Here is a 25,764-nt window from a genome sequence, read left to right as displayed (position 1 = left end):
TTATGCCTTATAGTCAAGTGATATTAGAAATAGGAGTAGTATTTCAGCTTTGTTTAGCTTTTCTATTTTATGGAAAACATCAAAAAATATTTGAACCTATTTCTTACTTATCCACAGGATTAGAGAGTTATGCACATAGTTATGCACAAATTGTGAATAACTCCTTTACTTCAGATTATTTAAAAAATTTACAACAACAACTTATTAAACAAGAAGATGTTGTTTTGGCGATTCGCCAACTTTCCAGAATTTCTCAAAAAGTCATTTATCGTCATAATATTTTTGCTTTTATTGTTTTAAATGGGTTAGGTTTATTTGATTTTTATATTCATTTTCAATATGCTCATTGGTTAAAACAATATCAAGAAATTGTACCTGAGTGGTTTGATGTTTTAGCAAAATTTGAATCTTTAATGAGTTTATCAGTACTAAAGATTGACCAATTTGATGTTGTATTACCACATATTCAAGATCAAAAAGTACTTGATTTTGAAGATTTACGACATCCACTCATTGCTCCACAGCAAGTTGTCGGTAATGATTTTTCAATGAATGAGCCTTTATGTGTAATTACCGGTTCAAATATGTCTGGAAAAACAACATTTATGCGTAGTATTGGTTTGAATCTTGTTTTAGCATATGCTGGAGGATTTGTTTTTGCCAAGTCAATGACATGTACACCTATGCATATTATGACATCTATGCGTATTAAAGATAATGTTGAAGAAGGTGTCTCTACTTTTTATGGTGAATTGTTGCGTATTAAAGCTATGATTACGTTTTCTAAAAATCATCAACCCATGATTTGTTTGATTGATGAAATTTTTAAAGGAACCAATTCATTAGATCGAATTGCTGGTGCAAAAGCAACCATTGAAAAATTATCTTTACCGTATGCCTATACCTTTTTAACAACGCACGATTTAGAACTTGGACAACTCAAAAAACAGAATTATCATTTTGATGAATACTATCAGGATGAACACATATATTTTGATTATAAGATAAAAAAGGAATATCACAGTCAAGCAATGGACAATTTTTATTGAAACAAGTAGGAATTATTGATTAAAGGGGAGTGATATGTATGAAAGAAAAAACAATGAAAGACATGTTTAAATTAACCTTTGGTGAAGAAGTAGGGAATGCCATCAGTCATGGTGTTATGGCCATATTGTGCTTATTTGTTTTGCCATTTGTATCTGTCTATTCATATATCAAAGGCGGAGTTGTTCGTAGTGTTGGGGTTTCAATTTTTATCATTTGTTTATTTTTAATGTTTTTGATATCTACCATTTATCACAGCATGGCCTATGATTCGAAGCAAAAATATGTATTTAGAAAACTGGATCATATTTGTATTTATCTAGCAATTGCAGGTAGTTATACACCAGTTGCTTTATGTGTTGTCAAAGGGTGGGTAGGTATCATCATTTTGGTTATTCAATGGTCTGCAGTTTTAGCTGGTATATTATTGAAAGCTATTTCTAAAAGATCATTTCCAGTTTTATCAACAACGATTTATCTAGTCATGGGATGGATTGCTATTATCTTTATTCCATTTCTTATCCATTCATCGTTTTGGTTTTTATTTTTCATTGTGCTTGGTGGTGTCATGTATTCAGTAGGTGTTTTTTTCTATGCCAAACATAAAAAGTTCTTTCATTTTATTTGGCATCTTTTCATCAATTGTGCTAGTATTTTCCATTTTATTGCGATCGTTTTTCTTATGTAAAAACCCATAATAGAGTTTTACGCTCACTATGGGTTTATTTTTCTTCATCTTCACAATAAAAAGTATCTAGCATTCTTTCTGCAATCATTTTATACTGATTGCTTAATGAACAAATCAACAATAGTAATAAAACCAGATGATGAGAATCATCTAAATTCATCTGATATTTTTCAATAAGCTTTTCAGTAGAAAGTGTTACATCATGAAATAATTCTTCTGTAATTTGAAGATAATCATTATATATTGGTTCAATTTCTTCCATATGATCATGAAATGGTTGTAATATTTTTTTGATTTCTTGAATAGAAATTGTATTTTTTAAAGAATAAATCAATAACATCTGTAAAATATGATTTTTAGAATATTTTTTCCTTTAATAGGTTTAAGTAATCCTTCTTTAGAATAATTGTTAATCATTGTTTTCGTTAATAATTTATCATCTTCATGACGTTTATTATCAGCAAGATTAACATCGAATAAAGTCATAATTTGATCCATATATAAATCTAAAGAAGGTATTTCTTCTGATTTTAAATGACTCATATTTTCAATTTGATTTAAAATCGTATCTAGTTTTTCATTATTCATAAGATCACCTCATAAATAATATACAATAATTTATATAAAATGACAATATCTCGTTGACAAATGAGCAAAATAAAATATAATAAATATATAAAATAGTATTCAATACTATATATAAAGGAGTGGACATTATGAATAAATTGTTTAGAAAAGCTATGGATCCAATTAGTAGTGAAACGCATTTTATAGGCGCTTGTCTTTCATTGATAGGTTTATTAATTATGATTTTTATTGGTATTCAAAAGGAAACGTCACCATCTATATTATGGGCAGCTATTGTTTTTGGACTATCATTAATTGCCTTGTATAGTGCGAGTTCAATTTATCATTACTTTAGTGGAAGTGATAAGGTCAAGACAATGTTAAGAAAACTTGATCATTCTATGATTTATGTTTTGATTGTAGGAACTTATACACCTGTTGTTATGTCATGTATGCCTGTGCCTCATGCTTATTATTTTTTAGCAATTTTATGGAGTGTAGCGATTTTAGGTATTGTTTTAAAGATTTGTTGGCTAAATGCTCCACGTGCGATTGCGACAGCAATATATTTGATTTTAGGATGGTCTATTGTATTTGATTTTCAATCATTTCAATGCATTACAATGCCTTGTTTCATGTTGATAGCGTGTGGTGGGATTGCTTATTCCATTGGGGCATTTATTTATATTTTTAAAAAACCAAATTTCACAAAAGATTTTGGTTTTCATGAACTTTTTCATATCTTTGTGATCATGGGTTCTGTCTTTCATTATTTAGCAATTGTTATTTTTATTCTATAAAAAGCATATCCATGCTTTTTTCTTTGCTTTATGTTGCAATTTTGCTTATAATAGGGATGGTGATAAAGGATGAAAAAATTAAAATTAACATATCAGGCTTTAATCTTATACATTATCACGTTTCTAGTTATTGTGATAGGTGATCAAGTCACGAAGATTATTGTCAATCATACATTGTCATTAGGAGCTAGTTATTCCATTATTGATAATTTCTTTTATTTTACTTATGTTCATAATACTGGAGCTGCATGGGGCATGTTATCTGGTAAAATGAGTTTGTTTTTTATTGTTGCCTTAGTGGCAAGTGTAGGAATTGTTTATTATTTTATCAAATGTGAACCTTATCAAAAATTAACACGTTTTGGTTTGATTTTGGTTTTTGGTGGACTGATTGGAAACTTAATTGATCGTGTTGTTTTTGGTTATGTAAGAGATTTTATTGATTTTATTATTTTTGGATATAATTTTCCTGTTTTCAATGTTGCAGATATGGCTATTACCATTGGTATGGCTTTGATTATTTTAGAAATAAGTATAGAGGAGTATAAAGCATGGAAACTGTCAAAATCACAGTAAATGAAAATGAACATGGTCAAAGAATTGATAAGTTATTAATGATTTATTTAGACAATATGTCTAGGACACAAATTCAGCAGTTGATTCGCCAAGAACATGTTCAAGTCAATGGACAAAAGATTAAATCTAGTTATAAAGTTGAAACAGAAGATGTGTGTGAAGTTTTTATACCAGAGCCTGAAAATACTGATATTTTACCTGAAGATATTCCTTTAGATATCGTTTATGAAGATGGCGATGTTATTGTGGTCAATAAGCCAAGTGGGATGATTGTTCATCCTTCAGCAGGTATTTATTCAGGAACATTGGTTAATGCCTTATTATATCATTGTCAAGATTTATCTGGTATCAATGGAGTGATGCGTCCAGGTATCGTTCATCGTATTGATAAGGAAACCAGTGGTTTATTAATGGTTGCTAAAAATGATTTAGCACACCAAAGTTTAAGTGAACAATTGCAGGAACATACAGTTATCAGACGTTATCTGGCTTTAGTACATGGTTTAATTCCTCATGAATATGGACGCATTGAAGCACCCATTGGAAGAGATCCACGTGACCGTCAAAAAATGACATGTACGGATAAAAATGCTAAAGAAGCAATTACAAATTTTAAGGTAATTGAACGTTTTAAGAATATGAGTCTAGTAGAATGTCGTCTAGAAACTGGACGTACACATCAAATTCGTGTGCATATGCAATATATTGGACATCCTGTTTATGGGGATCCACAGTATGGATTAAGACGTGATGATACATCACATGGACAATATCTTCATGCGAAAATCTTAGGATTTGTTCACCCAAGAACACAGGAAGAAATGTATTTTGAAAGTGAATTACCAGATTATTTTTTAGAAAAATTAACACAGTTACGACAAGAAATGGAGGGTTAAAAAATGCCAAAAGTAATTAGCTGGGATCAATATTTTATGGGAATTGCCAAGTTATCAGCTTATCGTTCTAAAGATCCTAATACGCAAGTTGGAGCATGTATTGTAAATGAAGAAAATAAAATTGTTGGTGTCGGTTATAATGGATTACCTTGGGGATGTGAAGATACTGAATTTCCCTGGGATAGTCGTGAAGGGGACATGTATGATACAAAATACCCATATGTTGTTCATGCCGAATTGAATGCTATTTTAAACAGTATTCAAAATTTAAAAGGATGTCGTATTTATGTCTCATTATTTCCATGTCATGAATGTGTGAAAGCCATTATTCAAAGTGGTATTCAAAAAATTATATATGAAGATGATAAATATAATGATACACCAAGTGATCGTGCTGCTAAACGTATGCTTGATGCAGCTGGTGTCGTTTATCAAAAAATGTCTCCATTTGATATTGACATCAAATAGAGAAGATAAAGCTATTTCGTAAATAGCTTTTTTTATATCTTAAACGGACTTTGTCTATAATAAAAAAAGAATGGTTAATCCATTCTTACTGTTCTTTCAATAGGGCTTTGACTCGTTTTGTATTTGTAAAATTCAGTTTTACGACTTTTGTTAAAATGTTTTGACCATATTTTGATGCAATTTTTGCAGCAACAACATCAACTTGTGAACTTGTCCCACGCATCAAATTCATTTTTAAACTTTTCGTCATATTGGCAAAATATTGTAAATAGGCATATCGTGATAAAATTTCAGCTGCCAACACTGCCATGTATTTTTTTCAGCCTCAGTGACAAACATTAAGTCTTTGACAACAATAACTTCGTTTTTCAGATAATTAAAATATGTTTTTGGAGAAACAAATTGATTAATAACTTTTACTTTTACATTTTGTTTCACTTTTTGCATGACATTGACAGTTGCCTGATTGTAGAGTTTAGATTTAATATTAGCCTGATTAAAACCATCATTAACCATTTTATTATAATGTGAATTATCTAAAATTAATAAACTATAAACAAGTTTATCTTTTATAAGTTTAGCACATTGAATAATTTCACGATTACTTAAAGCTGTTATATCATCAATATTCAATTCTTTTAATAGTTCTATATCTTTTTCTTGAACATAGCAAGATACAACACATATTGGACCTAAATAATCAGTTGAGCCGGTTTCAGCACATCCAATATGATGATATGGGAAAACATCTTCTATGTCTGTTGTCATATTGGCTAATTTCTTGGCAATCTTCTTAGACCAATGTTTGGCCTCTTGATAAGCATTAGAACCTGAAAACTCAACAGTTTGATTATCTTTTGCGATAATTTCGCAACCAATAGCATGGGCTTTAAATACAAGGTCTGTGTCATCAACTGGAACCATTTGACTATCATAATATTTTTTCATTTTTTCCAATGTATTTTCTTCAACTTTTAGTATAATTGGCTCCACGTTAATCACCTCATTATTATTTTAACATAATTTTGTGAATTTTGACAGAACATTTTTCAAATGTTATAATATCGGCGTTTATAAGGAGGGTTTTTCTTGAATTTTTTAATTATAGATATCATTTGTGTCGTATTTTTAATAATAACTGCGATAATTGGCTATAAAAAAGGCTTTGTTGGACAGCTTTATGATATTGCAAGTTTTCTATTGGTTTTGTTTTTAGTATATTGGTTAAGTGAACCATTAGCTTCGCTATGGATGGTTTATCCTTATGATGCGACGGATTATATTGCATCAATGGTTGGTTCTATGATTAATCGCTTATTGGTTGGACTTTTATTATTTATTGGACTTATGATTATTAAAAAAATTATTGGCTTATTTGTAAAACCAGTTTTAAAAGGATTCATGCATTCCTTTGAAACGACTTCTTTTGTAGATAGTATACTTGGTTTAATCATACATGTTTTAGAAGGTTTTTTCACAATCTATCTTGTCTTGGTTTTTTTGTTTATTCCTTTCTTTGACCAAGGGAGACAAATGATAGAAAAATCATATATTGCACATACAATCGTGAATTTTATTCCTGATGTAAGTCAATCGGTGCTGGATATGACAAGTCTATTCAAACAGAATCAAAGTATGGAAGGTTATTCTCAAGATATGCTCACAAGATTAACATTACAGGCTTTACAATCGGGGTTGATTAATCATGAAGATGCTTTAAAGATATTTGAGGAAAATATTTTGAATCAAAATGATTTACAATCTATTGAATTAAGTCCTTCTCAATTAGAACAATTGCAAGCATTACTTGAAAATTCACAATATTCTAAACAACAAATTCAAGATTTTATATCTCAGATAAAGGAGTGATTTGATGAAAACAATCTATGAAACATTAGAAATGAATCGCATTCAAGACCAATTGATTCATTTCTGTGCTTCGTCATTAGGAAAAGAGAAAATCCAAACATTAGAGATGTTTGATGATGAAGATGATCTTCAAGAGGCTTTAAATAAAGTTGAAGAAGGTATGCAGTTTATTGAACGTCAAGGTCGTATTCCCTTGGGTGGTTTAAGTGATATTTCATTGAGTTTAAAAAAGCAAATCGTGATGGTGCTTTAACAGGAGAGGAATTATTGCGTATTCAAGCTCATCTTGAATGTGTTGTTCATGTTCAAAATTATTTTCATCATAGTGAAATGACTTTACATTATCTTCAAGAACTTTGTGATGGTTTAGTTCCACAACCTTACTTGTTAGAAGAAATCATAAGATGTATTGCTTTAGATGGAAATATCAATGATCATGCGAGTCCACAGTTAGCCCATATTCGTCGTCAAATTAAAAATCTTCAAGCTCAGATGCGAACAAAGATGGATCATCTTGTAAAAGAAAGTCATGATTATTTGTCTATTAATCAAATGACAACACGTAATAATCGTCTTGTTTTGCCAGTGCAATCTCATCATAAAAATCAAATTCAAGGTCTCATTCATGCTCAAAGTGCAACAGGGCAGACGATTTATATTGAACCAGCTGAAGTAGTTGGAATGAATAATCAAATCAGTTTATTTGAATCGCAGGAAAAAGAAGAAATAGAACGTATTTTATATCAGCTTTCACAACTTGTTAAAAATCATTACTATCATTTTCATTTTAATTTAGAATTATTAACGGAATTGGATTTTATTTTTGCAAAAGCGCAGTTTGGTGTTCTATATCATTGTGTTAGTCCAGTTGTTCAAAAAAATGGAAGTCAGCTTGTTCTTTTAGAAGCCAGACATCCTTGTATTGATCAAGAAAAGGTTGTTGCAAATGATATAATTTTAAATAAACATCGTGTTTTATTAATTACGGGAAGTAATACAGGTGGGAAAACTGTGACTTTAAAAACAGCTGGACTGCTTTCTTTTATGGCATTATGTGGTTTGCCAGTACCGGCTCGTGAAGCGACCATTCCTTTGTTTGATCAAATTTATGTAGATTTAGGTGATGAACAATCGATTGAACAATCTCTTTCTACTTTCTCTAGTCATATGATGAAAATTATTGATATCCTTAATCATGCCTCATCTTCAAGTTTAGTTATTTTAGATGAGATTGGTTCAGGAACAGATCCACAAGAAGGAGAAAGTTTAGCAGAGGCGATATTGTCACGATTTATTGATTTACATTCTTTTGTGTTGACTTCAACACATTATGGTCGCTTAAAGACATTTGCTAGTGAGCATGACCAAATTTTAATGGCGTCTGTGGCTTTTGATTTAGAGGCTATGCAACCAACGTATCATTTGAAATTAGATAGTGTTGGACAATCTTATGCGATTGAAATTGCACAACTTTTAGGTTTGGATAAAAACATTGTTCAAAAAGCAAGACAAATCAAAGATGCATCCATGAGTGAACATGAAAAATTAATGGAAGTTCTACAGGGAAAAGAAGAACTTTTAGAACAACAAGAAAAAGATATGCAAAAGATGATGGAAGAGGCAACGCATTTACAAAAAAATATGAAAAAATGTTACATCAATTAGATCATCAAAAAGATCAAATGCTTCAAAAAGCTAAAAATGAAGCAAATGAAATTGTTGAAAAAGCAAAAGTTCAAGTACAAGAAATTTTAGACACAGTCAAACAATCAACAATGAAACAACATGAATTACTTCAAACAAAGCATGATTTAGATCATTTAAAATATATTGAGCAGGAAGTTGTTCATAAACAGGAACATCATTTACAAGTTGGTGATCATGTTCGTGTGATCAAAATGAATAGAGAAGGGGACATTGTTGAAATATTAAAGAATCATACGATTATGGTGTCTTTATCTGGATTGAATGTTAAATTACATGAAGATGAAGTGTTTTATTTACATCCCAAAACGAAGATTAAAAAAGTTGAGAAAGCAAAAATTAAAAAATCAACTGTTTCTAAAACGGGAACATATGAACTTAATATTATTGGGAAAAGATATGAAGAAGCCATGGCAATGGTTGATAAGTTTTTAGATGATGCTTTGGTTTTAGGATATCCCCATGTTCGTATTATTCATGGAATGGGTACAGGAGTACTTCGTAAAGGCGTAAGAAAACTTTTGGAAAAAAACAAACAAGTTGTGTCCTATCGAGATGGTGGACCTAATGAAGGCGGATTAGGTGCAACATTGGTGTATTTTGAATAATGAATGATTTGATTAAAAATAAACTCTCTTTATTGCCATCTTCGCCAGGATGTTATCTTATGAAAAATAAAGAGGGAAAAGTGATTTATGTTGGAAAAGCAAAAAAATTAAAAAATCGTGTTCATTCTTATTTTGTTGGTGCGCATAATTACAAAACAACAAAATTGGTGAGTGAAATTGAAGATTTTGAATATATTGTGACAGATAGTGAAAAAGAAGCTTTATTATTGGAAATTAATTTAATTAAAGACTATTCTCCACAATATAATATTATGTTTATGGATAATACATATTATCTCTATATTCAAATGACAAATGAAACACATCCAAGATTAAGAATTGTTCGCCATGCAAAAGAAAGAAAAGCAAAGCATTTTGGACCATTTCCTGATGCGACAGCAGCAAGAGAAACTTATAAATTGCTGAATCGTCTGTATCCTTTACGTAAATGCAATCATATTCCCAAAAAGCCTTGTCTTTATTATTCTTTGGGTCAATGTTTGGCTCCATGCATTCAAGATGTTGATGAAAATGTTTATAATGATATCAAAAAATCAATTACTAAACTTTTAAATGGCGATATTAAAGATAAAGTCAATGAGTTAACGGAAAAAATGATGCAAGCCAGTGAACAATTAAATTTTGAACAAGCGAAAGAATATCGTGATTTAATTTCACATATTCGTTATGTCACAGCAAAGCAACATGTTCAATTCAATGATCAGATTGATCGTGATATATTGGGTTATTATGTTGATCATGGATATTTAAGTATTCAATTGTTTTTTATGCGTAGTGGAAAGTTATTATCACGTGATTTGAATTTGATTCCAATTGAAGAACAAGTCCAAGAAAGCTTACAACAATTTATGGTTTCATTTTATCAAAATAATACATTACCGAAAGAAATACTTGTACCTTTGGATATGGATATTGATTTGGTTTCACAAATTATTGAATGTAAAATATTAAAACCTCAAAAGGGTAATAAAGCCTCACTTGTTCAAATGGCTATTGAAAATGCGAAAGAATCTTTAGAAAAGAAATTTCAGTTAATGGAAAAAAATGAGGCTGCGACTTTAGGTGCTATTAAGCAATTAGGAGAATTATTGCATATGGATCATCCACCATATGTTATTGAGTTGTTTGATAACTCTAATATTCAAGGTGCTTATGCTGTGGCTGGAATGGTTTGTTTTAAAGATGGTGTGCCTTCAAAAAAGATTATCGTAAATTTAAAATTAAAACGGTTGATGGTCCTGATGATTATGGTAGTATGCGTGAAGTGATTTATCGTCGTTATTATCGTGTTTTAATGGAAAATCTTACACCTCCTGACATGATTATTGTGGATGGTGGACTTGGACAAATTCATGTAGCTAAGGAGGTTATCGAGTCCTTAGCAATGAATATACCTGTATATGGCTTAGCTAAAGATGATAAACACTCAACAGCCATGTTGTTGGATGGAGAAGGTCATCCTATTTCCATTCATCCTAAAAGTGAACTCTTTTTCTTATTGACACGCATGCAAGATGAAGTTCATCGTTATGCGATTAGTTTTCATAAAAACGTTCGTTCAAAATCTTTATTTGCTTCAACTTTGGATGATATAGAAGGCATTGGGCCAAAACGTAAGCAACAATTATTATATCATTTTAAAAGTGTCAAACGTATGAAAGAAGCAACCTTAGAACAATTAATGGAAGTATTGCCAGAAAAGGTAGCTAAAGAACTTTTTGAATCTTTACATACAAATGAGCACAGCTCTTAAACTTCTCTCATATATTAATGTGGGAGGGATATGATGCATTCCTTATTAACAAAACGTGAAAAAGAGATTTTTACACTCTTAATACAATCTTATACAACAAAAGATATAGCTAAAAAATTATATATTAGTGAAAAGACTGTACGCAATCATATTTCAAATGTGATTCAAAAGTTGGGAGTGGAATCACGTATTCAAGCAGTTTTGGAATTGATGAAAATGAAAGAAATTGATTATTAGAAATCAATTTCTTTTCTTTAAAAATCATAAGATATGTATTATAATAGTCGAGAAAGGGTGATGGCATGAAATTAAAAACATGGCACTTATTTCTTGTAATTATTATTTTATTTGGTTGTTCTTTTTATGTTGTTAATTTACACTTTGATAAATTCTATCGTGTTAATGGTGTAAATAATGATAATCGTGCTTTGATTGAAAAATATTTAAGTGATGATGAACAGGAATATTTAATAGATAATCAAGTATCTCTTGATTTATTTATTGATTATATTGAATATGATGATTTTCAATTGGTTAATTATCAATATTATAATTTATTAAAAGGAACAAATCGTTATAACAAGATTGAGGATATATTAGAAACTGGTAATTCGCTATCCACACGCTTAGCCTATCTTTACCATCAACAAGCCTATGATCAGGCAAAAATATTAGTACATAATGCCTTAGAAGAAGCTTTTTAAATACAGAGAATTTTAATTTTGATTATATTGATGTTTATGTTTCTGTTAAAACATTATATCAAGAACATGATTATTCCTTTGTTCAAGATAGTGAACAATACATTTTAAACTTGCAGGCTAGAGGTTATCAAGATTTACAACAAATCAGTCAGATTATGCAAATGTTGACACAAGCCTATAATCAAGAGACGTTAATGAATTTATTAACTGTTTCATTACCGGCTGATGTAAACATTGTTTTTAATCCTTATGAATTAGATACTTTGGTTAATGCTCAAAACTATATTGGACAATATGAACCTAAAGAATTACTTCTTGTGCAAGATATTCCTAGAATTAATTATACAATGTATTTACAAAAGGATGCTTATAATGCCCTTTTAAAACTATACAATGATTTGAGTCAAGAGTATAAAGGTTTCTTGTTGCGCGGTGCTTATCAGGCACCTCAGACATTGGCTGAAGATGAAGTGGGCTATAATGAAAGTCAGTTAGGTTTAACTATTGTCGTGACACAGACTGAATTGCCTTACCAACAGTTTACGAATACTGAGATGTCTCAATGGCTAGAAGAACATGCTTATGAATATGGTTTTATTTTAAGATATCCACAGCGTAAAGCCTCTATAACAAATCATGCTTATGATGCTCATATCTATAGGTATGTAGGAAAATCTCTAGCAAAATCTTTACATGATTCTGAGTTAACATTAGAAGAATATCAATTACAAAATGAAGGAGAGTAAATATGAATAATCCCATAGGTGTTTTTGATTCCGGAGTAGGAGGATTGACCGTTTTAGACTATATGCGTCAACAATGTCCTCAGGAAAATATGATTTATATTGGTGATAATGCACATTGTCCTTATGGCGATAAAACAAAGACACAGCTTTTAGAGTACACTCGTAAGATTTGTGATTATTTTGTAAGTCAAAATGTAAAGATGATTGTTTTGGCTTGTAATACAACAAGTGCGAATGTTTTAGAAGAATTACAGCAATCTTATCCAGATATACCTATAGTTGGTGTCATCCATTCAACTGTTCATGAGTTTTTGGCTCGTCATCATCAAAGCGTTTTAGTGATTGCAACAAATGCTACGATTCAATCTCATAAATATCGTCAAATGATATTACAATATAATCCTGATATAACTGTGCATGAACTTGCAACACCACAACTCGTTCCAGTGATTGAATCTGGTGAATACAAAGCAGGTGTTCATGATTTAATTCGCCAATATTTATTAGATTATCAAAAGAAAGTTGATGCTATTATTTTAGGGTGTACACATTATCCTGTTTTACTTAAACAAATTCAGGATGTTCTTAAAGATATTGATTATATTTCAAGTAGTGCTTCAATATGTCATGAAGTGGCTTCATATTTAAAAAATCATCAAATGGAGAATACGCAATTAACAGCTGGAAATATTAAAATCTATACGACTGGACAACCTCAAGTTTTCTTTCAATCATCTCAAGGCTTTTTTGATTTTCAAAATTTATCTGTTGAGCATCTTGATTTATAAAAGATTCGTCATGAATCTTTTTTTGTTTTGTCATAATTTTATATCATGTACATATCTTATGATGAGGTGGAAACATGAATAAGAAGATTGTAATCATAGCTATATTTATTGTTTGTTTAACTTTTGTTTCATTGGCATATTTGAAAAATGATGAATCTCAGGACTTGAAAGAAACATATATACAAACTGTTATCTTTCAAGATCAGGATCATGATTTAGTGCCAGTGAGTTTGAATGTGCATAATCAAATGGAAATGGAAACTGATATTAGAAATAAAATTGATTTGATGCAGTCTTCTCAATTGCAGACATATGGTTTATACCCAGTGATTGATCCTCAATTAGAAATTCAATCTATTGAACTTAACGATCAAACTTTAACAGTAAGTTTTAATGATAATCTTTATTCTAATCAAGATGCTTTAAATATATTAGAGGCATTGACATATGTTTTGACTGATTATGATGAAGTTGAACAATTAAACTTACAAATTGATGGAAAAGAAGTGAGTCATTTGCCTAATAGTACGATTCCTTTAAACCATCTTACAAAAAAGTTAGGGCTTAATAATTTTGAAGAAGCTTCTACTTTTTTACATCAAAGTATACCTGTCATGATTTATCAGGAAAAAACTATAGCTGATTATCTTTATTATGTTCCAACAACATTAAGGATAAATGAAAATGATGATTTAAATGAACAAGTTCAAACCATTTTAAGTCATATTAATAGTAAAATACATTTATTGAAGGCATCGCTTAAAGACCAAGTTTTAACATTGGAACTAGATGATAATGTCTTATTGGATAATGAAACAATCGATCGTACGTTAGAAGAATTAATCATTTTATCATTAAAGTCATTGGATGGGGTAGAAGATGTAGAATTATTGATTAATAGCGAAAATGTAAGAAGTCAAGAAACATCACAAATTCATTATAATTATATTAAAATGTGAAAATTTTTGGTATAATAGTGTTCAGGTGATGAAGATGAAAAAAATTGTAATTATGTCAGATAATCATGGAGATCAATCTATGATTGAGTATGTAAAACAGCAGGAGCCTAGAGCTGATTATTATATTCATTGTGGGGATAGTGAAGCCTATGATGTAAGAGTATTAGAAGGGTTTATTTGTGTCAAAGGAAATAATGACTGGTCATTAAATTTGCCTAAGGAGGCAAAGTTAAATGTAGAGGGTGTACCTATTTTAATTACTCATGGACAATATTTTGGCTACTTTAATAGAGAATTAGCGATGAATGATTTACTTACAAGAAATGAATGCCAAGTATTAATTTCAGGACATACACATATGCCTATGTTTGAAAAAGATGGATCATTTTATTATATCAATCCAGGCTCTACAACTTTACCACGAGGGGTAGTGCAAGAAGTTACGCTGTTTTGTTTATTGATGCTGGAAAATTAGATTTTTGTCTTAAAGAGATACACAAATAAAATGTATCTTTTTTTGTGTGATAAATATTGACAAAAAAAACATTTTAGTTATAAGATATGTTAAAAAAGATGAATAGGGGTGTAGTATGGATACATTTAAAGCATTGATGAAAGAGATTAAACATTGCCGTGAATGTCAATCTGTTTTTGAACATGATGTTGTTCCTATTGTTTGGGGGCATCAGAATGCTAAAATTATGCAAATCAGTCAAGCGCCTTCTTTAAAAGTTCATCAGATTGGGAGACCTTTTAGTGATCAAAGTGGTAAAAAATTAAGAGAATGGTATCAGATAGATGAAACAACATTTTATAATCAAGATAATTTTTATATAACATCTTTAGCGCATTGTTATCCAGGCAAATCTCAATATGGAGGAGATAAAAAACCACCTCATATTTGTTATGAAAAATGGTTGTTTAAAGAAATGGACTCTGTTCATAATCAAATCTATATTATTATTGGTAGCTATGCGGCGAAAGTGTTTTTCCCTGATCAAACATTAGATGATTTAGTTTTTAATGATCAAATGATTCATGGAAAACGTACATTTGTTTTACCACATCCTTCACCTTTAAATCGTGGTTGGATAAAAAAGCATCTTGATTTTCAGGATAGGATGAAAGAAATCAGTCGTGTTGTTCAAACATACTGTGATATATCAAAAATAGAAAATGAGGAGGAAAATCATGATAGAAAATAAAGAATGGATGGATATCAGTGAAAAGTTAGTGATAAAAGGAAATTTCTACGACCAAAATCACTTACCTAGTCAAATAAGCAATGCGATTTATCAATTTGGAAACCGTGATATTTTTGAGATTATTGCGTTTATTGATGCGAGTGATGAAGAAGATGGCAGCAAAGGGATGATTATCACACCTCAGGCAATATATTTCCAATTTGGACAAGCAGGATGTATTCGTTATGATGAAGTAACAAGCTTATCTTTACAAAAACATCATCATGATCCACTAGTTAAAACAGTTATTAGAACCAAAAGTGGAAATTATGCATTAAGTAATAAGACTATTAATCCAGAAGTGTTGGTTTTACTTTTGTCTGAGATAACTGGTTTAAATATCGAAATGATAATGACAACTCATGAAAAAGTGGCTTATTATGTACCAATTATTCTTCAAGATCTCCAAGATGATGCTTATGAAGATATTGAATTAACTGAAAAACAATTGACTTTGATAAAGGAATTCAATCAGGAACTTGAAATTATTGAAGATTTAGATGAAGAAAATTATTGTTATGAATTAGAAAAAATATATCCTCGAGTAATGACTTTCTTTGATGAATTAGGTTTGGATAGTGAAGAAATAGACGAATTATATAAAATACAAGAGGCATTTGAGCAATCAGATAATATTGCAGAACAGAAAATAGAAGATGCGAAAAGATTTTATGATGATATGATGAATCAATATAGTCAAGGCAATACACAAATGTATGATCAAGTTCAATCAATGATGTCACAATTAGGCATCAATGAAAGTGATTTGGCAGGAAAATCAATGGATGAAATTGAGGATTTATTATGTGAGCGTTTAGGCATTTCTAAAAGTGTAATGGATAAACTTGTTAAAAAATTTGCTAATAAAAGCTAAAAGAAATATATATAGTTTGAATGAAATAAAAGCAGTTAATTTTTTAATGATTAGCTGCTTTTATAAGAATAATAAAATTTGATAAAAATATAAAAAAACTCTTGCATGTTATAAAATGTTATGCTATTATATATGGGCAGTTGAAAAATAGATGTCTACGTAGCTCAGCTGGATAGAGCACACGCCTTCTAAGCGTGCAGTCATGCGTTCGAATCCCTCCGTGGACGCCATTTGAAAAATACCCTGATTTTATCAGGGTTTTTATTTTGCAAAAGTACTTTTGACCACATATAGGCACGAAATTGAAAAGTCATTGTTTTACAAATATAGGAATTTAACATTAGAAAATATTACATTTTTTAGGTTATATAAATTCAATCAAACGACTAGAGTCATAGATTATTCTATGTTATAATTTTATAAAGGAGTCGGTTAATATGAAAAAAGATCCATTTTATAAAAGCTTAGGCTATGCCTTATCAGGTATTATACAATGTATTCATAAAGAGCGAAATATCAAAATCCATCTTGTCTTTATGATTCTTGTTATTATATGTGGTTTTCTTTTTCGTTTATCTGTCATAGAATGGTTTATTTGTATTTTATTGTTTGCATTTGTTATTTCTTTGGAACTTATTAATACAGCTATTGAAGCAGTGGTTGATTTATGCACTCAGGAGATTCATCCTCTTGCAAAAATAGCAAAAGACACAGCTGCTGGAGCTGTGCTTGTAAGTGCTATAGCCTCTGTAATTATAGGTTTGATAATATTTATTCCTAAAATTTTTAGTTAAGTAAGTCATGCGACTTACTTTTTTCATTTGACGATCAATAGAAAAAAGATAAAAACAAATAAATAAAACATATAAGATTTCAATAATACCATTAATTGCTCCACTTACAAAAAAGATAACAACAAGAATTTGTAATCCTAAATGAAAAAGCCAATGGGTTTGGAAATAAATAGCAGGACACTGAATAGAAAGCTGGTGGGTATAAATTTGTAAGATAATAATAAATAAAAGTGATGCAGTCATTGAAGCATAGACATGAATAGACGATAACCATGAATTGTCTTTGGAATAAGGACAAAAAGCACCAATAGACATGAAAAGTGCCGCTAGAAAAATCAAGGTTGGAATGTATCTTGGATATCGATTTAAATAATGAAAGTGACGATTCATCTGATAAGCAAAATAAATAGCACATATAAGAGTATAAATAATAACAAGTATTCGATATTCTGGTGCGGTTGAGACACCTGTAATATTTTCATATATAATATCTTTTCTAGTAGCAACATAAATTGTGAAAAATAGAATAAAAAAATAAGACATATGGACACCTCTTGAAAAATTATATACTTTTTTTTAAAAATAAAAAGAAAAAATCCAAAAAATGTATATATAAATAATAGGAGGGTAGAAAAATGAAAGCTTATTTAAAAGAAATGCATATTGAAACAAAAAACAGAGAGGTTCAATCTAAAAAAACATTTATGACTTGTTATGTTGAACCAACGACAGTGACGAATATTAAGGAAATCATTGTTGAAGCGAAAGTAGGTGTTGATGAAGAAGATTATAATTATTTAGTGATTGCTTTTTTTGGTATTGAAACAAAAGATGAAAATATGGATATAGATGAAATGGTACAACAGGCAGCTGATTTTATTTTGCCACAAATGTATTTGTTTATTCAAATATTGGATGAACAGATTGAAAAACAAGAGAATATTTTTTGTTCATAAAAGATGTCACCAAATAGAAAAAAATTCATATTTTAAGATGAGGTGACGAGGAATGCTGATTTTTGTTAATCATGATGATTTACGTGGACAAGAAGTCATGGAAGAAATGACTAGGAAAGGTTTTTATGTAACTGATGAATGGAGTGATTTGCGTTATTGTCAAATGATTTATTTAGGGATGAAAGGAATTGACCGAAAAAATCGTTTGTTTTTACATCATGATACGATTGTTGTTGAAGATCAAGTATGGAAACAATTACAACCCCATACGAAAATTTTTACGATAGTGCATAATGATTACTTAGAAGCTTTGTCAAAACAATATGGATTCGAGTATTTTGCTTTTTGGATGATGAGGATTTTGTATGTAAAAATAGTATTTTAACTGCTGAAGGTGTTTTGGCTTATTTGATTGGACATCGTCGTTTTCCAATTTATCGAAGTCAAATTCATGTTTTAGGGTATGGTCATTGTGGAAAAATAATTGTTAGGGATTTAGTGGCTTTACAGGCTGATGTTTATGTGGGAATAAGAAATCCTATAATTTTAGATGAGATAAATGATCAAGGAGCAAAAGGTTATATAATGGCTGATATGGATTTATCTGCTTGTGATATTTTAATTAATACAGTCCCATCTCAGATTGTGTCATCGACGCATTTGGATCATGCTAATGCCCATATGATGATTTTAGATATTGCATCATATCCTTATGGTGTTGATCATCATTATGCATTATCCAAAGGTTTTAATAGTATTATTTTACCATCAATTCCTAGTAAATATGCATATGGTTTTGCAGGAAAAATGATGGCAGATATAATGGAAAGGAAAATAAACAATGAATAAAATTGGTTTTGCTATAACGGGTTCTTTTTGCAGCATGGATGATATGTTGGAAGTTTTAAAACTTCTTTGCCAAGATTGTGAAGTGGAAGTGTTTATGACACCACATGTACGTGATATGGATACACGTTTTTATTCGCATTTAGAATTAGCAACAAAAATCAAAGAAATAACACATAAAGATATTCATACAAGCATTCAAGAAGCTGAAGTATATGGACCACATCCACAATTAGACGCTGTTGTTGTTTATCCATGTGATGCCTCAACGCTCAATAAGATTGATTTAGGAATTAATGATAATTGTGTGACTATGTTAGTGAAATCTTGTGTACGTAATCAAATTCCTATTGTTTTAGGTGTTTATTCAAACGATGTCTTATCAAACAGTGGTGTTCATCTCTTATCATTATTCAATAAGAAAAATTATTATTTTGTGCCCATGTTTCAGGATGATTATCAACGTAAACCACATAGTATGATTGCTAAAAAAGATAAAGTTTTGGATACCTTAAAAGTAGCTCTTCAACATCAACAATACCAACCATTTCTATTAGGATATAGGAAGATTTAAATGAAAGATATTTATACAGCATTAATGACACCGTTTAATCAAGATCTATCCATTGATTATCCTGGACTATATCGTGTCTTAGATAAATTAATTCATGAAGGTAATAAATCTTTTGTTTTATGTGGAACTACAGGTGAAACATCAACATTAAAATTAGATGAAAGACGAGTTCTTGTTGAAAGAGTTTTAAATAAATATCCACGTATACGTGTTATTGTAGGTATCTGTTCCAATAATACAGCTGAAGTCATCCGTCATATTCAGATGTATCATGACAATCCAGCTATATATGCCTTTTTGATTATTGTTCCATACTATATCAAACCTAGTCAAGAAGGCATATATAAACATTTTGATATGATTGCTTCTTCAACTGATAAGAAGTTATTGATTTATAATATTCCTAGTCGTTGTGGTGTTGCTATTACACCAGAAACTGTGATTCGTTTAGCCAAAAAGCATTCACATATTATTGGAATGAAACAATGTGGTCCATTAGAAGATATTGCAGCTATAAAAACAGTTTTACCACTGTTTAAAATCTATTTAGGAGATGACCATCTTTTATTAGAAGGATTAAAAATGCAAATAGATGGTTTAATTTCTGTAGCTAGTCATATTGATTATCCGTTGATTGAAAAAATCATACAACAAGAACAGACTTTTGATGATTGGTGTTTAAAAGTTTTAAGTCAATTTTTATTTAAGGAATCTAATCCAGCTCCCATAAAGTATATTTTAAGTCAAATGGGCTATATTCAAAATATATTAAGACCACCATTAACATCAGTAAGTTTACAATTAGAAAAAGAATTAGTACCACTTATTGAAAAATATAAGCAAAATGATTTGAAGCATTAAACAGAATATGATATGATAATCATACTTTTGAAAAAATCTATACACAATGAAAAAACAAATGTATAATGATATTAAAGAGTCAATATAAAAGAAAGGGTGAAAGAATGAAAAATGATGTTATAAAACTAATACCCATGGGTGGACAAGCAGAAATGGGTAAAAGTATGTATTGTTTTGAAATTAATGATAAGATTTTTATAATAGATTCAGGTTTCCGTTTCCCTGATTCCGATAAACTAGGTGTTGACATCATCATTCCTAGTTTTACATATTTAGAAGAAAGGGCAGATCAAGTTGCAGCGATTATTATTACACATGGTCATGATGATGCGATGGCTGCATTACCTTACTTATTACAGACGATTCATGCACCAGTCTATGCACCAAAATTAACGGCACTTTTAATTAAACAAATGGTGGAACGTTTCCAACGTCATAATCGCGTCAAGATTAATTTAGATTTGCATCCTGTAAATCGTAATGCTTCAATTGATATTGAAGGCGTACCAGTTGAATTTTTCCCAGTAACTCATTCTATTCCAGGAAGTGTGGGTGTGGCGTTATGGACAAGTTATGGTTATCTTGTCTATAGTGGTGAATTTATTATTGATTTTGGAGCTCCTAAAGAATTTCAATGTGATATTCAAAAAATGATGGAAATTGGTAAAAAAGGTGTTTTGGCTTTGTTAGTTGAATCTTCAGGTGCTAAACATGATGGATATACTTCACCAAATCATAAATTAACGAATAAAATTGATCATATTTTTGAAGATAGCTATGAAAGAATTATTATTTCAAGCTATGCCCAAAATGTTTTTAGAACACAAGAAATTATAGAATTAACAAAGAAGTATAAAAGACAAATTGTTTTTTATGGCCGTGATAAATATGATAATACCAATACATTATTAAGAATAGCACAAAGATCAAAAAAACCGGTTTTAAATGTTCCAGAGCATTTGCTAGGAGATAAAGAAAAAATTGGTAATCCTCAATATGATAGTAATTATGTTATTTTATTGAGTGGAAGTCCTCAACGTATCTATCATGATATTTGTGATATTATTGATGGTGGGGATGATTTGTTGAAACTTAGAAAAGGTGATACTTTTATTGTAGCATCTCCAGTTTTACCTGGAACTGAAAAGATTGCCAATAAAGCACATAATGGATTATATAAAACAGATGCCCATGTGCATTTATTAAAAAATAAAGATTTATTTTCAATGCATGCTTCAAAAGAAGATATTAAAGTTATTATTCAAATTTTTAAACCTCAATACTATATTCCAATGAAAGGCGAATATCAACATTTTATTTTTAATCAACAAATTGCTCAAGACATGGATATTCCAAATGATCATATTATCATTATTGATAATGGCGAACGTATAACTTTTGAAAAAGGAAAGCTTTTAGATACACGTGATGTTTTTGAAATTGATGATGTGATGATTGATGGTATTGGGATTGGTGATGTTGGAGAAAAAGTTATTGATGATCGTATCCAACTTGCTAACGATGGTGTCGTTATTGTTGGTCTAACAATATCTAGAGAAACCAAAGAAATTGTCGCACAAACAGATTGTCAAACACGCGGTTTTGTCTATTTGAAAGATTCTGAATATGTGATTAAACATGTTATTGAAATTTGTGAAAAAGTTGTTGGTCAGTTAAAAGAGAATCCTGAAATGGAAATTGCTGAAATAAGAAGTATGATGAAAGATCAATCAATGAAATATATTGTGAAAGAAACTGGCAAGAAACCTGTATTTATTGGTGTTGTTGTCGAAATATAAGCGAGAGAAATCTTGCTTTTTCTTTTCATTAATGTGAGATTTTGTTATAATGAAAAATTGAAAGAAGGTGAGCGTAATGGCGAAAACAAAACGTTCAAAAAAATCTAAGAATCAGATTTTAGAAGAGAAACTGCGTTTAAGAATTATTGTGTTATTGATTATTTTTGCTATTATTGTATCAGCTTTGCGTTTGGGATTTATTGGACAAGGAATACATAATTGTGTGGCTTTTTTAACAGGAAATTTATATGGAGTTGTTTATTTAACTTTATTGTTGTTATGTCTTTATATTTTATGGAAAGCTCAGTTTCCACGTTTTAATGGACCAGAAGCTATTGGATTATATGCTATTTTTATGAGTGTTTTAACGATTGCATCTATTCCTGGTCAACCTCAAACGAGTGGATTAGGAGTTATTTCCACATATATTCAAAGTCAACAAATGAACAAAGGTGGTTTGATAGGTGTCACTCTTTATGGTTTATTTAGTGCTTTATTTGAAAGTTTAGGCGCTTTGATTTTATCAATTGTTATTTTGATTATTGGTTTTGCATTGGTTACAAGTAAAGTTTATTTACAATATCAAAAAAACAACAAAAAGAAAACAAAAATAAAAAAACAAGAAGAACCACCAGTTCAAACTATTGTTTTAAAGAAAAAATCACATTTCTTTGATTTCTTATCTAAAGATAAAGAAATTCCACTTTTCCCTGATTCGGCTTTTGATGATGTTGAAGAAAAAATGGATCCTGAAATAACAAGTGCGTTTGAGTTTGATCAAGAGCATATGAAAATAGATATTAAAGAGAAACAACCTTTAAAAAAGAAAAAAGAAAAGAAAGAAGAAATCAAAGAAGAAACAATTATTGAAACACCTATACAAACAGATTTATCGCATTATCAATTACCACCACTTTCATTGCTATCAACAAAATCAACACAGAACGCTTCTAAAGAAAGAAGTGCGACTCAAAAAATGCAACAAGATTAACAACAGTTTTAAAACAATTTGGTGTTAATGCAACAATTGAAAATGCTTTCATTGGTCCGACTATTACAAAATATGAATTAAAATTAGAAATTGGAACAAGGGTTAATAAAATTTTACAGTTACAAGATGATATCAAATTAGCACTAGCAACTGCTGATATTAGAATTGAAGCACCAATACCTGGTAAGCCTTATGTTGGAATAGAAGTGCCTAATCAAAGTGGAGCTGTCGTTGGTTTTAAAGATGTTTTAAAAAATTTATTATCTCAATCTAAATTTCAAAATAATCCTCTTGTTGTCGCATTAGGTAAAGATGTTTCAGGAAAACCAGTTTTTGCTCAATTGGATAAAATGCCCCATTTATTAATTGCTGGAGCTACAGGATCTGGGAAATCAGTATGTGTGAATACAATTATTTCTTCATTGTTAATGCGTGCTAGACCTGATGAAGTCAAATTGATTTTGGTCGACCCCAAAAAAGTAGAATTGTCTGTTTATAATGGAATTCCTCATTTATTGGCACCAGTTGTTACTGATCCCAAAAAAGCGGCAGCTGTTCTTAGAGAAGTTGTGTCAGAGATGGAAAGACGTTATGATTTATTTGCAAGTGTAAGTGCAAGAAATATTGAAACATATAATGAATTTGTTAAAAAATATAATGATAAACATGGAGATGAACCAAAAGAAATATTACCCTATCATGTCATTATTTTAGATGAAGTTGCAGACTTAATGATGGTTGCCAGCAAAGATGTAGAAGATTGTATTATGCGTATTTCTCAGATGGCACGTGCAGCTGGGATTCATTTAATTGTTGCTACTCAAAGACCATCAACAGACATTATTACAGGAGTTATCAAAGCCAATATTCCTTCACGTATTGCTTTTGCTGTATCATCAAGTATTGATTCAAGAACAATTTTAGATACTTCTGGAGCTGAGAAATTACTTGGCAAAGGTGATATGCTGTTTTCGCCAATGGGATCATCATCGCCAACGAGAGTTCAAGGATGCTTTGTGACTGATGATGAGGTGGCTTCTATTGTACATTATGTTTCATCGCAACAGGAAGCTATTTATGAAGATAAATATGTGAATGTGAAATCTATTTCTTCATCTCAGTCAAATGATAGTTTTGATGAGGAAGACGAAGAATATGAAATGTGTCGTGAATTTGTGATTCAAGCTCAAAAAGCATCAACATCTTTATTACAAAGAAAGTTTAGAATTGGTTATAATAAAGCGGCTCGCATTATAGACCGATTAGAAGAAGATGGTGTTATTGGACCACAACTTGGTAGTAAACCACGTGAAGTTTATATTCGACAATATCATGAGGAAGATTTATAAAATATTGAATATATCAATATTATTTTAAAATTATATAAAAGAGAAAATGATGAATGTGAAGATATTTGACGTTTTCTCTTTTTATTTTGTGAAAATGATGTTAAAATGTTGTTAGAATGTTAAAGGAGGAAAACAAAATATGAAAAAAATGTTTGCGTCTTTATTAGCATTATCAATGGTGCTAGTTGGATGTGGTAGTGGTGATGGTTCTAAAGAAGAATCAAAAAATCCTGAAATCGTTATGTTAACTGACAAAGGAACAATTGATGACAAGTCTTTCAATCAGGGTACATATGAAGGTGTACAAGCATATGCTAAGGAAAATAACATTGAATGTACATACATTAAACCTGTTGATGCGACAACTGATGAGTATAAAAACTCTATTGATCAGGCTGTAAGACAAGGGGCAAAAGTTGTTGTTTGTCCAGGATATTTGTTTGAAGAAGCAATTTATGAAAAACAAACTGAATACCCTGATGTTAAATTTGTTTTAATTGATGGTAATCCTCATGATGCAAGTTATAAAACTTATAAAACTGAAAAGAATACTATCGGTATTACTTTCCAAGAAGAACAATCTGGCTATCTTGCAGGATATGCTGCTGTTAAAGATGGAAATACAAGCTTAGGTTTCATGGGTGGACAAGCTGTTCCAGCTGTTATGAACTTTGGATATGGATATGTTCAAGGAGCAAATGATGCAGCTAAAGAATTAGGAATTACAGTGAAAATGAAGTATCATTATACTGGTGGATTTAGTGCAACTCCAGAGATTCAAACAAAAGCTTCTTCTTGGTATAAAGATGGAGTTACAGTTGTATTTGGATGTGGTGGTTCAGTAGGTAACTCAGTTATGGCTGCGGCTGAAGCAAGCGACCCTGTTGGTAAAGTGATTGGTGTTGACGTCGATCAATCTTCTGAATCTAATACAGTTATCACTTCAGCATACAAAAAATTAGGAGATGCTGTTCAAAAAGCATTAGCTTCTATTTATAGTGGTGATTTTGATAAAACTGATGATGGAAGCATACAATTTAGAGGTGAACAAAACATTGTTTTAGGTGCTAAAGATGGTGATGTTGGTTTACCATTAGAAACTTCTAAATTTGAAAAATTCACTGAAGCAGATTATAATGCAATTTACGATAAAATTGTAAATGAAACTGTTGAAATTAAAAACAATAAAGCAGCTAAATCTCCTGCTGATTTAAAATGTGAAAATGTGGAATTAACAGTTGAAAATTAATGGAAATCGAATAGGGGCTAAGAATTAATATCT

General features: G+C 30.3%; 30 protein-coding genes, 1 tRNA gene and 3 pseudogenes. 31 read left to right on the top strand and 3 right to left on the bottom strand.

Annotation, left to right across the window (positions count from 1 at the left end):
* Positions 1–2: 2 nt before the first annotated feature.
* Together NMU03_RS14780 and trhA (NMU03_RS14775) are read left to right on the top strand one after the other, a co-directional pair.
* The gene (locus NMU03_RS14780; protein ID WP_290139459.1) at positions 3–1,049 is read left to right on the top strand and encodes a MutS-related protein; all 1,047 of its coding nucleotides are present in this window, start codon (positions 3–5) and stop codon (positions 1,047–1,049) included.
* Between the two features lie 38 nt (positions 1,050–1,087).
* Complete coding sequence (gene trhA, locus NMU03_RS14775) at positions 1,088–1,735, top strand: PAQR family membrane homeostasis protein TrhA (RefSeq protein WP_290139457.1); 648 nt, start codon at positions 1,088–1,090, stop codon at positions 1,733–1,735.
* 34 nt (positions 1,736–1,769) lie between these two features.
* Here trhA (NMU03_RS14775) and NMU03_RS14770 read toward each other — a convergent pair.
* Positions 1,770–2,221: pseudogene (locus tag NMU03_RS14770) on the bottom strand (DUF1836 domain-containing protein).
* 230 nt (positions 2,222–2,451) lie between these two features.
* Between NMU03_RS14770 and trhA (NMU03_RS14765) the strand changes: the two are divergent.
* The 4 genes from trhA (NMU03_RS14765) (at position 2,452) to NMU03_RS14750 (ending at position 5,042) form a co-directional block, all read left to right on the top strand.
* Positions 2,452–3,102, top strand: coding sequence for a PAQR family membrane homeostasis protein TrhA (gene trhA / locus NMU03_RS14765; RefSeq protein WP_290139456.1), 651 nt, complete (start codon positions 2,452–2,454; stop codon positions 3,100–3,102).
* Positions 3,103–3,171: 69 nt separating this feature from the next.
* Positions 3,172–3,678, top strand: coding sequence for a signal peptidase II (lspA, locus tag NMU03_RS14760; protein WP_290139454.1), 507 nt, complete (start codon positions 3,172–3,174; stop codon positions 3,676–3,678).
* A complete protein-coding gene (locus NMU03_RS14755; RefSeq protein ID WP_290139453.1) occupies positions 3,654–4,574 on the top strand; it encodes an RluA family pseudouridine synthase in 921 nt (306 codons plus the stop codon). Before lspA ends, NMU03_RS14755 begins: the two co-directional genes overlap by 25 nt.
* Before the next feature lie 3 nt (positions 4,575–4,577).
* A complete protein-coding gene (locus tag NMU03_RS14750; protein WP_290139451.1) occupies positions 4,578–5,042 on the top strand; it encodes a deoxycytidylate deaminase in 465 nt (154 codons plus the stop codon).
* A gap of 85 nt (positions 5,043–5,127) precedes the next feature.
* Here the strand turns inward: NMU03_RS14750 and NMU03_RS14745 are convergent, their stop codons facing one another.
* On the bottom strand, positions 5,128–5,274 hold the full coding sequence (locus NMU03_RS14745; RefSeq protein WP_290139449.1) for a hypothetical protein: 147 nt from the start codon (positions 5,272–5,274) through the stop codon (positions 5,128–5,130).
* Positions 5,275–5,288: 14 nt separating this feature from the next.
* A complete protein-coding gene (locus tag NMU03_RS14740; protein WP_290139448.1) occupies positions 5,289–6,035 on the bottom strand; it encodes a DUF3378 domain-containing protein in 747 nt (248 codons plus the stop codon).
* Positions 6,036–6,131: 96 nt separating this feature from the next.
* On the opposite strand from NMU03_RS14740, the gene NMU03_RS14735 reads away from it, so the two are divergent.
* The 25 genes and pseudogenes from NMU03_RS14735 to NMU03_RS14615 all read left to right on the top strand — a co-directional run bounded on the left by NMU03_RS14735 (position 6,132) and on the right by NMU03_RS14615 (position 25,731).
* Positions 6,132–6,911, top strand: coding sequence for a CvpA family protein (locus NMU03_RS14735; protein WP_290139446.1), 780 nt, complete (start codon positions 6,132–6,134; stop codon positions 6,909–6,911).
* A gap of 4 nt (positions 6,912–6,915) precedes the next feature.
* Complete coding sequence (locus tag NMU03_RS14730; RefSeq protein ID WP_290139444.1) at positions 6,916–7,164, top strand: hypothetical protein; 249 nt, start codon at positions 6,916–6,918, stop codon at positions 7,162–7,164.
* A 14-nt stretch (positions 7,165–7,178) separates the two neighbouring features.
* Complete coding sequence (locus tag NMU03_RS14725; protein WP_290139442.1) at positions 7,179–8,576, top strand: endonuclease MutS2; 1,398 nt, start codon at positions 7,179–7,181, stop codon at positions 8,574–8,576.
* On the top strand, positions 8,561–9,223 hold the full coding sequence (locus tag NMU03_RS14720; protein WP_290139441.1) for a Smr/MutS family protein: 663 nt from the start codon (positions 8,561–8,563) through the stop codon (positions 9,221–9,223). The genes NMU03_RS14725 and NMU03_RS14720 overlap by 16 nt, the downstream gene beginning before the upstream one ends.
* Positions 9,223–10,997 (top strand): annotated as a pseudogene (gene uvrC / locus NMU03_RS14715) (excinuclease ABC subunit UvrC). Before NMU03_RS14720 ends, uvrC begins: the two are co-directional and overlap by 1 nt.
* 33 nt (positions 10,998–11,030) lie before the next feature.
* Positions 11,031–11,234: a helix-turn-helix domain-containing protein gene (locus tag NMU03_RS14710; RefSeq protein ID WP_290139439.1), complete on the top strand. Its 204-nt coding sequence runs from the start codon at positions 11,031–11,033 to the stop codon at positions 11,232–11,234.
* 65 nt (positions 11,235–11,299) lie between these two features.
* Positions 11,300–11,701, top strand: coding sequence for a hypothetical protein (locus NMU03_RS14705; RefSeq protein WP_290139438.1), 402 nt, complete (start codon positions 11,300–11,302; stop codon positions 11,699–11,701).
* 110 nt (positions 11,702–11,811) lie between these two features.
* Positions 11,812–12,447 (top strand): M15 family metallopeptidase, encoded by a 636-nt coding sequence (locus NMU03_RS14700; RefSeq protein WP_290139437.1) that lies wholly within the window; start codon positions 11,812–11,814, stop codon positions 12,445–12,447.
* A 2-nt stretch (positions 12,448–12,449) separates the two neighbouring features.
* Positions 12,450–13,235 (top strand): glutamate racemase, encoded by a 786-nt coding sequence (gene murI, locus NMU03_RS14695; RefSeq protein WP_290139435.1) that lies wholly within the window; start codon positions 12,450–12,452, stop codon positions 13,233–13,235.
* Positions 13,236–13,309: 74 nt separating this feature from the next.
* A complete protein-coding gene (locus tag NMU03_RS14690; RefSeq protein WP_290139433.1) occupies positions 13,310–14,194 on the top strand; it encodes a GerMN domain-containing protein in 885 nt (294 codons plus the stop codon).
* 34 nt (positions 14,195–14,228) lie between these two features.
* Positions 14,229–14,669, top strand: a complete 441-nt coding sequence (locus NMU03_RS14685; RefSeq protein ID WP_290139431.1) for a metallophosphoesterase family protein — start codon at positions 14,229–14,231, stop codon at positions 14,667–14,669.
* A gap of 115 nt (positions 14,670–14,784) precedes the next feature.
* Positions 14,785–15,399, top strand: a complete 615-nt coding sequence (locus NMU03_RS14680) for a uracil-DNA glycosylase family protein (RefSeq protein WP_290139428.1) — start codon at positions 14,785–14,787, stop codon at positions 15,397–15,399.
* Positions 15,386–16,312 (top strand): hypothetical protein, encoded by a 927-nt coding sequence (locus NMU03_RS14675; protein WP_290139426.1) that lies wholly within the window; start codon positions 15,386–15,388, stop codon positions 16,310–16,312. Before NMU03_RS14680 ends, NMU03_RS14675 begins: the two co-directional genes overlap by 14 nt.
* 153 nt (positions 16,313–16,465) lie before the next feature.
* Positions 16,466–16,542: transfer RNA gene (locus tag NMU03_RS14670), tRNA-Arg, on the top strand.
* 207 nt (positions 16,543–16,749) lie between these two features.
* Complete coding sequence (locus tag NMU03_RS14665) at positions 16,750–17,106, top strand: diacylglycerol kinase family protein (RefSeq protein ID WP_290139423.1); 357 nt, start codon at positions 16,750–16,752, stop codon at positions 17,104–17,106.
* Positions 17,107–17,741: 635 nt separating this feature from the next.
* The gene (locus NMU03_RS14660; protein WP_290139420.1) at positions 17,742–18,062 is read left to right on the top strand and encodes a hypothetical protein; all 321 of its coding nucleotides are present in this window, start codon (positions 17,742–17,744) and stop codon (positions 18,060–18,062) included.
* Between the two features lie 52 nt (positions 18,063–18,114).
* Positions 18,115–18,447, top strand: a complete 333-nt coding sequence (locus NMU03_RS14655; protein WP_290139419.1) for a hypothetical protein — start codon at positions 18,115–18,117, stop codon at positions 18,445–18,447.
* Positions 18,408–18,911: a hypothetical protein gene (locus tag NMU03_RS14650; protein WP_290139416.1), complete on the top strand. Its 504-nt coding sequence runs from the start codon at positions 18,408–18,410 to the stop codon at positions 18,909–18,911. The genes NMU03_RS14655 and NMU03_RS14650 overlap by 40 nt, the downstream gene beginning before the upstream one ends.
* Entirely contained in the window at positions 18,904–19,482 is a 579-nt protein-coding gene (locus NMU03_RS14645; protein ID WP_290139413.1) for a dipicolinate synthase subunit B, read from the top strand. The genes NMU03_RS14650 and NMU03_RS14645 overlap by 8 nt, the downstream gene beginning before the upstream one ends.
* Positions 19,483–20,343 (top strand): 4-hydroxy-tetrahydrodipicolinate synthase, encoded by an 861-nt coding sequence (gene dapA / locus NMU03_RS14640; RefSeq protein WP_290139410.1) that lies wholly within the window; start codon positions 19,483–19,485, stop codon positions 20,341–20,343.
* 104 nt (positions 20,344–20,447) lie between these two features.
* Positions 20,448–22,142 carry a ribonuclease J gene (locus NMU03_RS14635; RefSeq protein WP_290139407.1) on the top strand — a complete coding sequence of 565 codons (1,695 nt, stop codon included), beginning with the start codon at positions 20,448–20,450 and terminating at the stop codon, positions 22,140–22,142.
* 76 nt (positions 22,143–22,218) lie between these two features.
* Complete coding sequence (locus tag NMU03_RS14630; RefSeq protein WP_290139405.1) at positions 22,219–23,133, top strand: DNA translocase FtsK 4TM domain-containing protein; 915 nt, start codon at positions 22,219–22,221, stop codon at positions 23,131–23,133.
* A gap of 35 nt (positions 23,134–23,168) precedes the next feature.
* Positions 23,169–23,288: pseudogene (locus NMU03_RS14625) on the top strand (DNA translocase FtsK); the annotation flags it as partial.
* Between the two features lie 51 nt (positions 23,289–23,339).
* Positions 23,340–24,482: a DNA translocase FtsK gene (locus NMU03_RS14620; protein WP_290139402.1), complete on the top strand. Its 1,143-nt coding sequence runs from the start codon at positions 23,340–23,342 to the stop codon at positions 24,480–24,482.
* A 139-nt stretch (positions 24,483–24,621) separates the two neighbouring features.
* Positions 24,622–25,731 (top strand): BMP family lipoprotein, encoded by a 1,110-nt coding sequence (locus NMU03_RS14615; RefSeq protein WP_290139400.1) that lies wholly within the window; start codon positions 24,622–24,624, stop codon positions 25,729–25,731.
* Positions 25,732–25,764 lie beyond the last annotated feature (33 nt).

Source organism: Allocoprobacillus halotolerans (genome assembly GCF_024399475.1).
Classification (GTDB): Bacteria; Bacillota_I; Bacilli_A; order Erysipelotrichales; family Coprobacillaceae; genus Allocoprobacillus; species Allocoprobacillus halotolerans.
The sequence above is the reverse complement of the archived record's forward strand: the minus strand, read 5'-3'. Positions and strand labels throughout refer to the sequence as shown.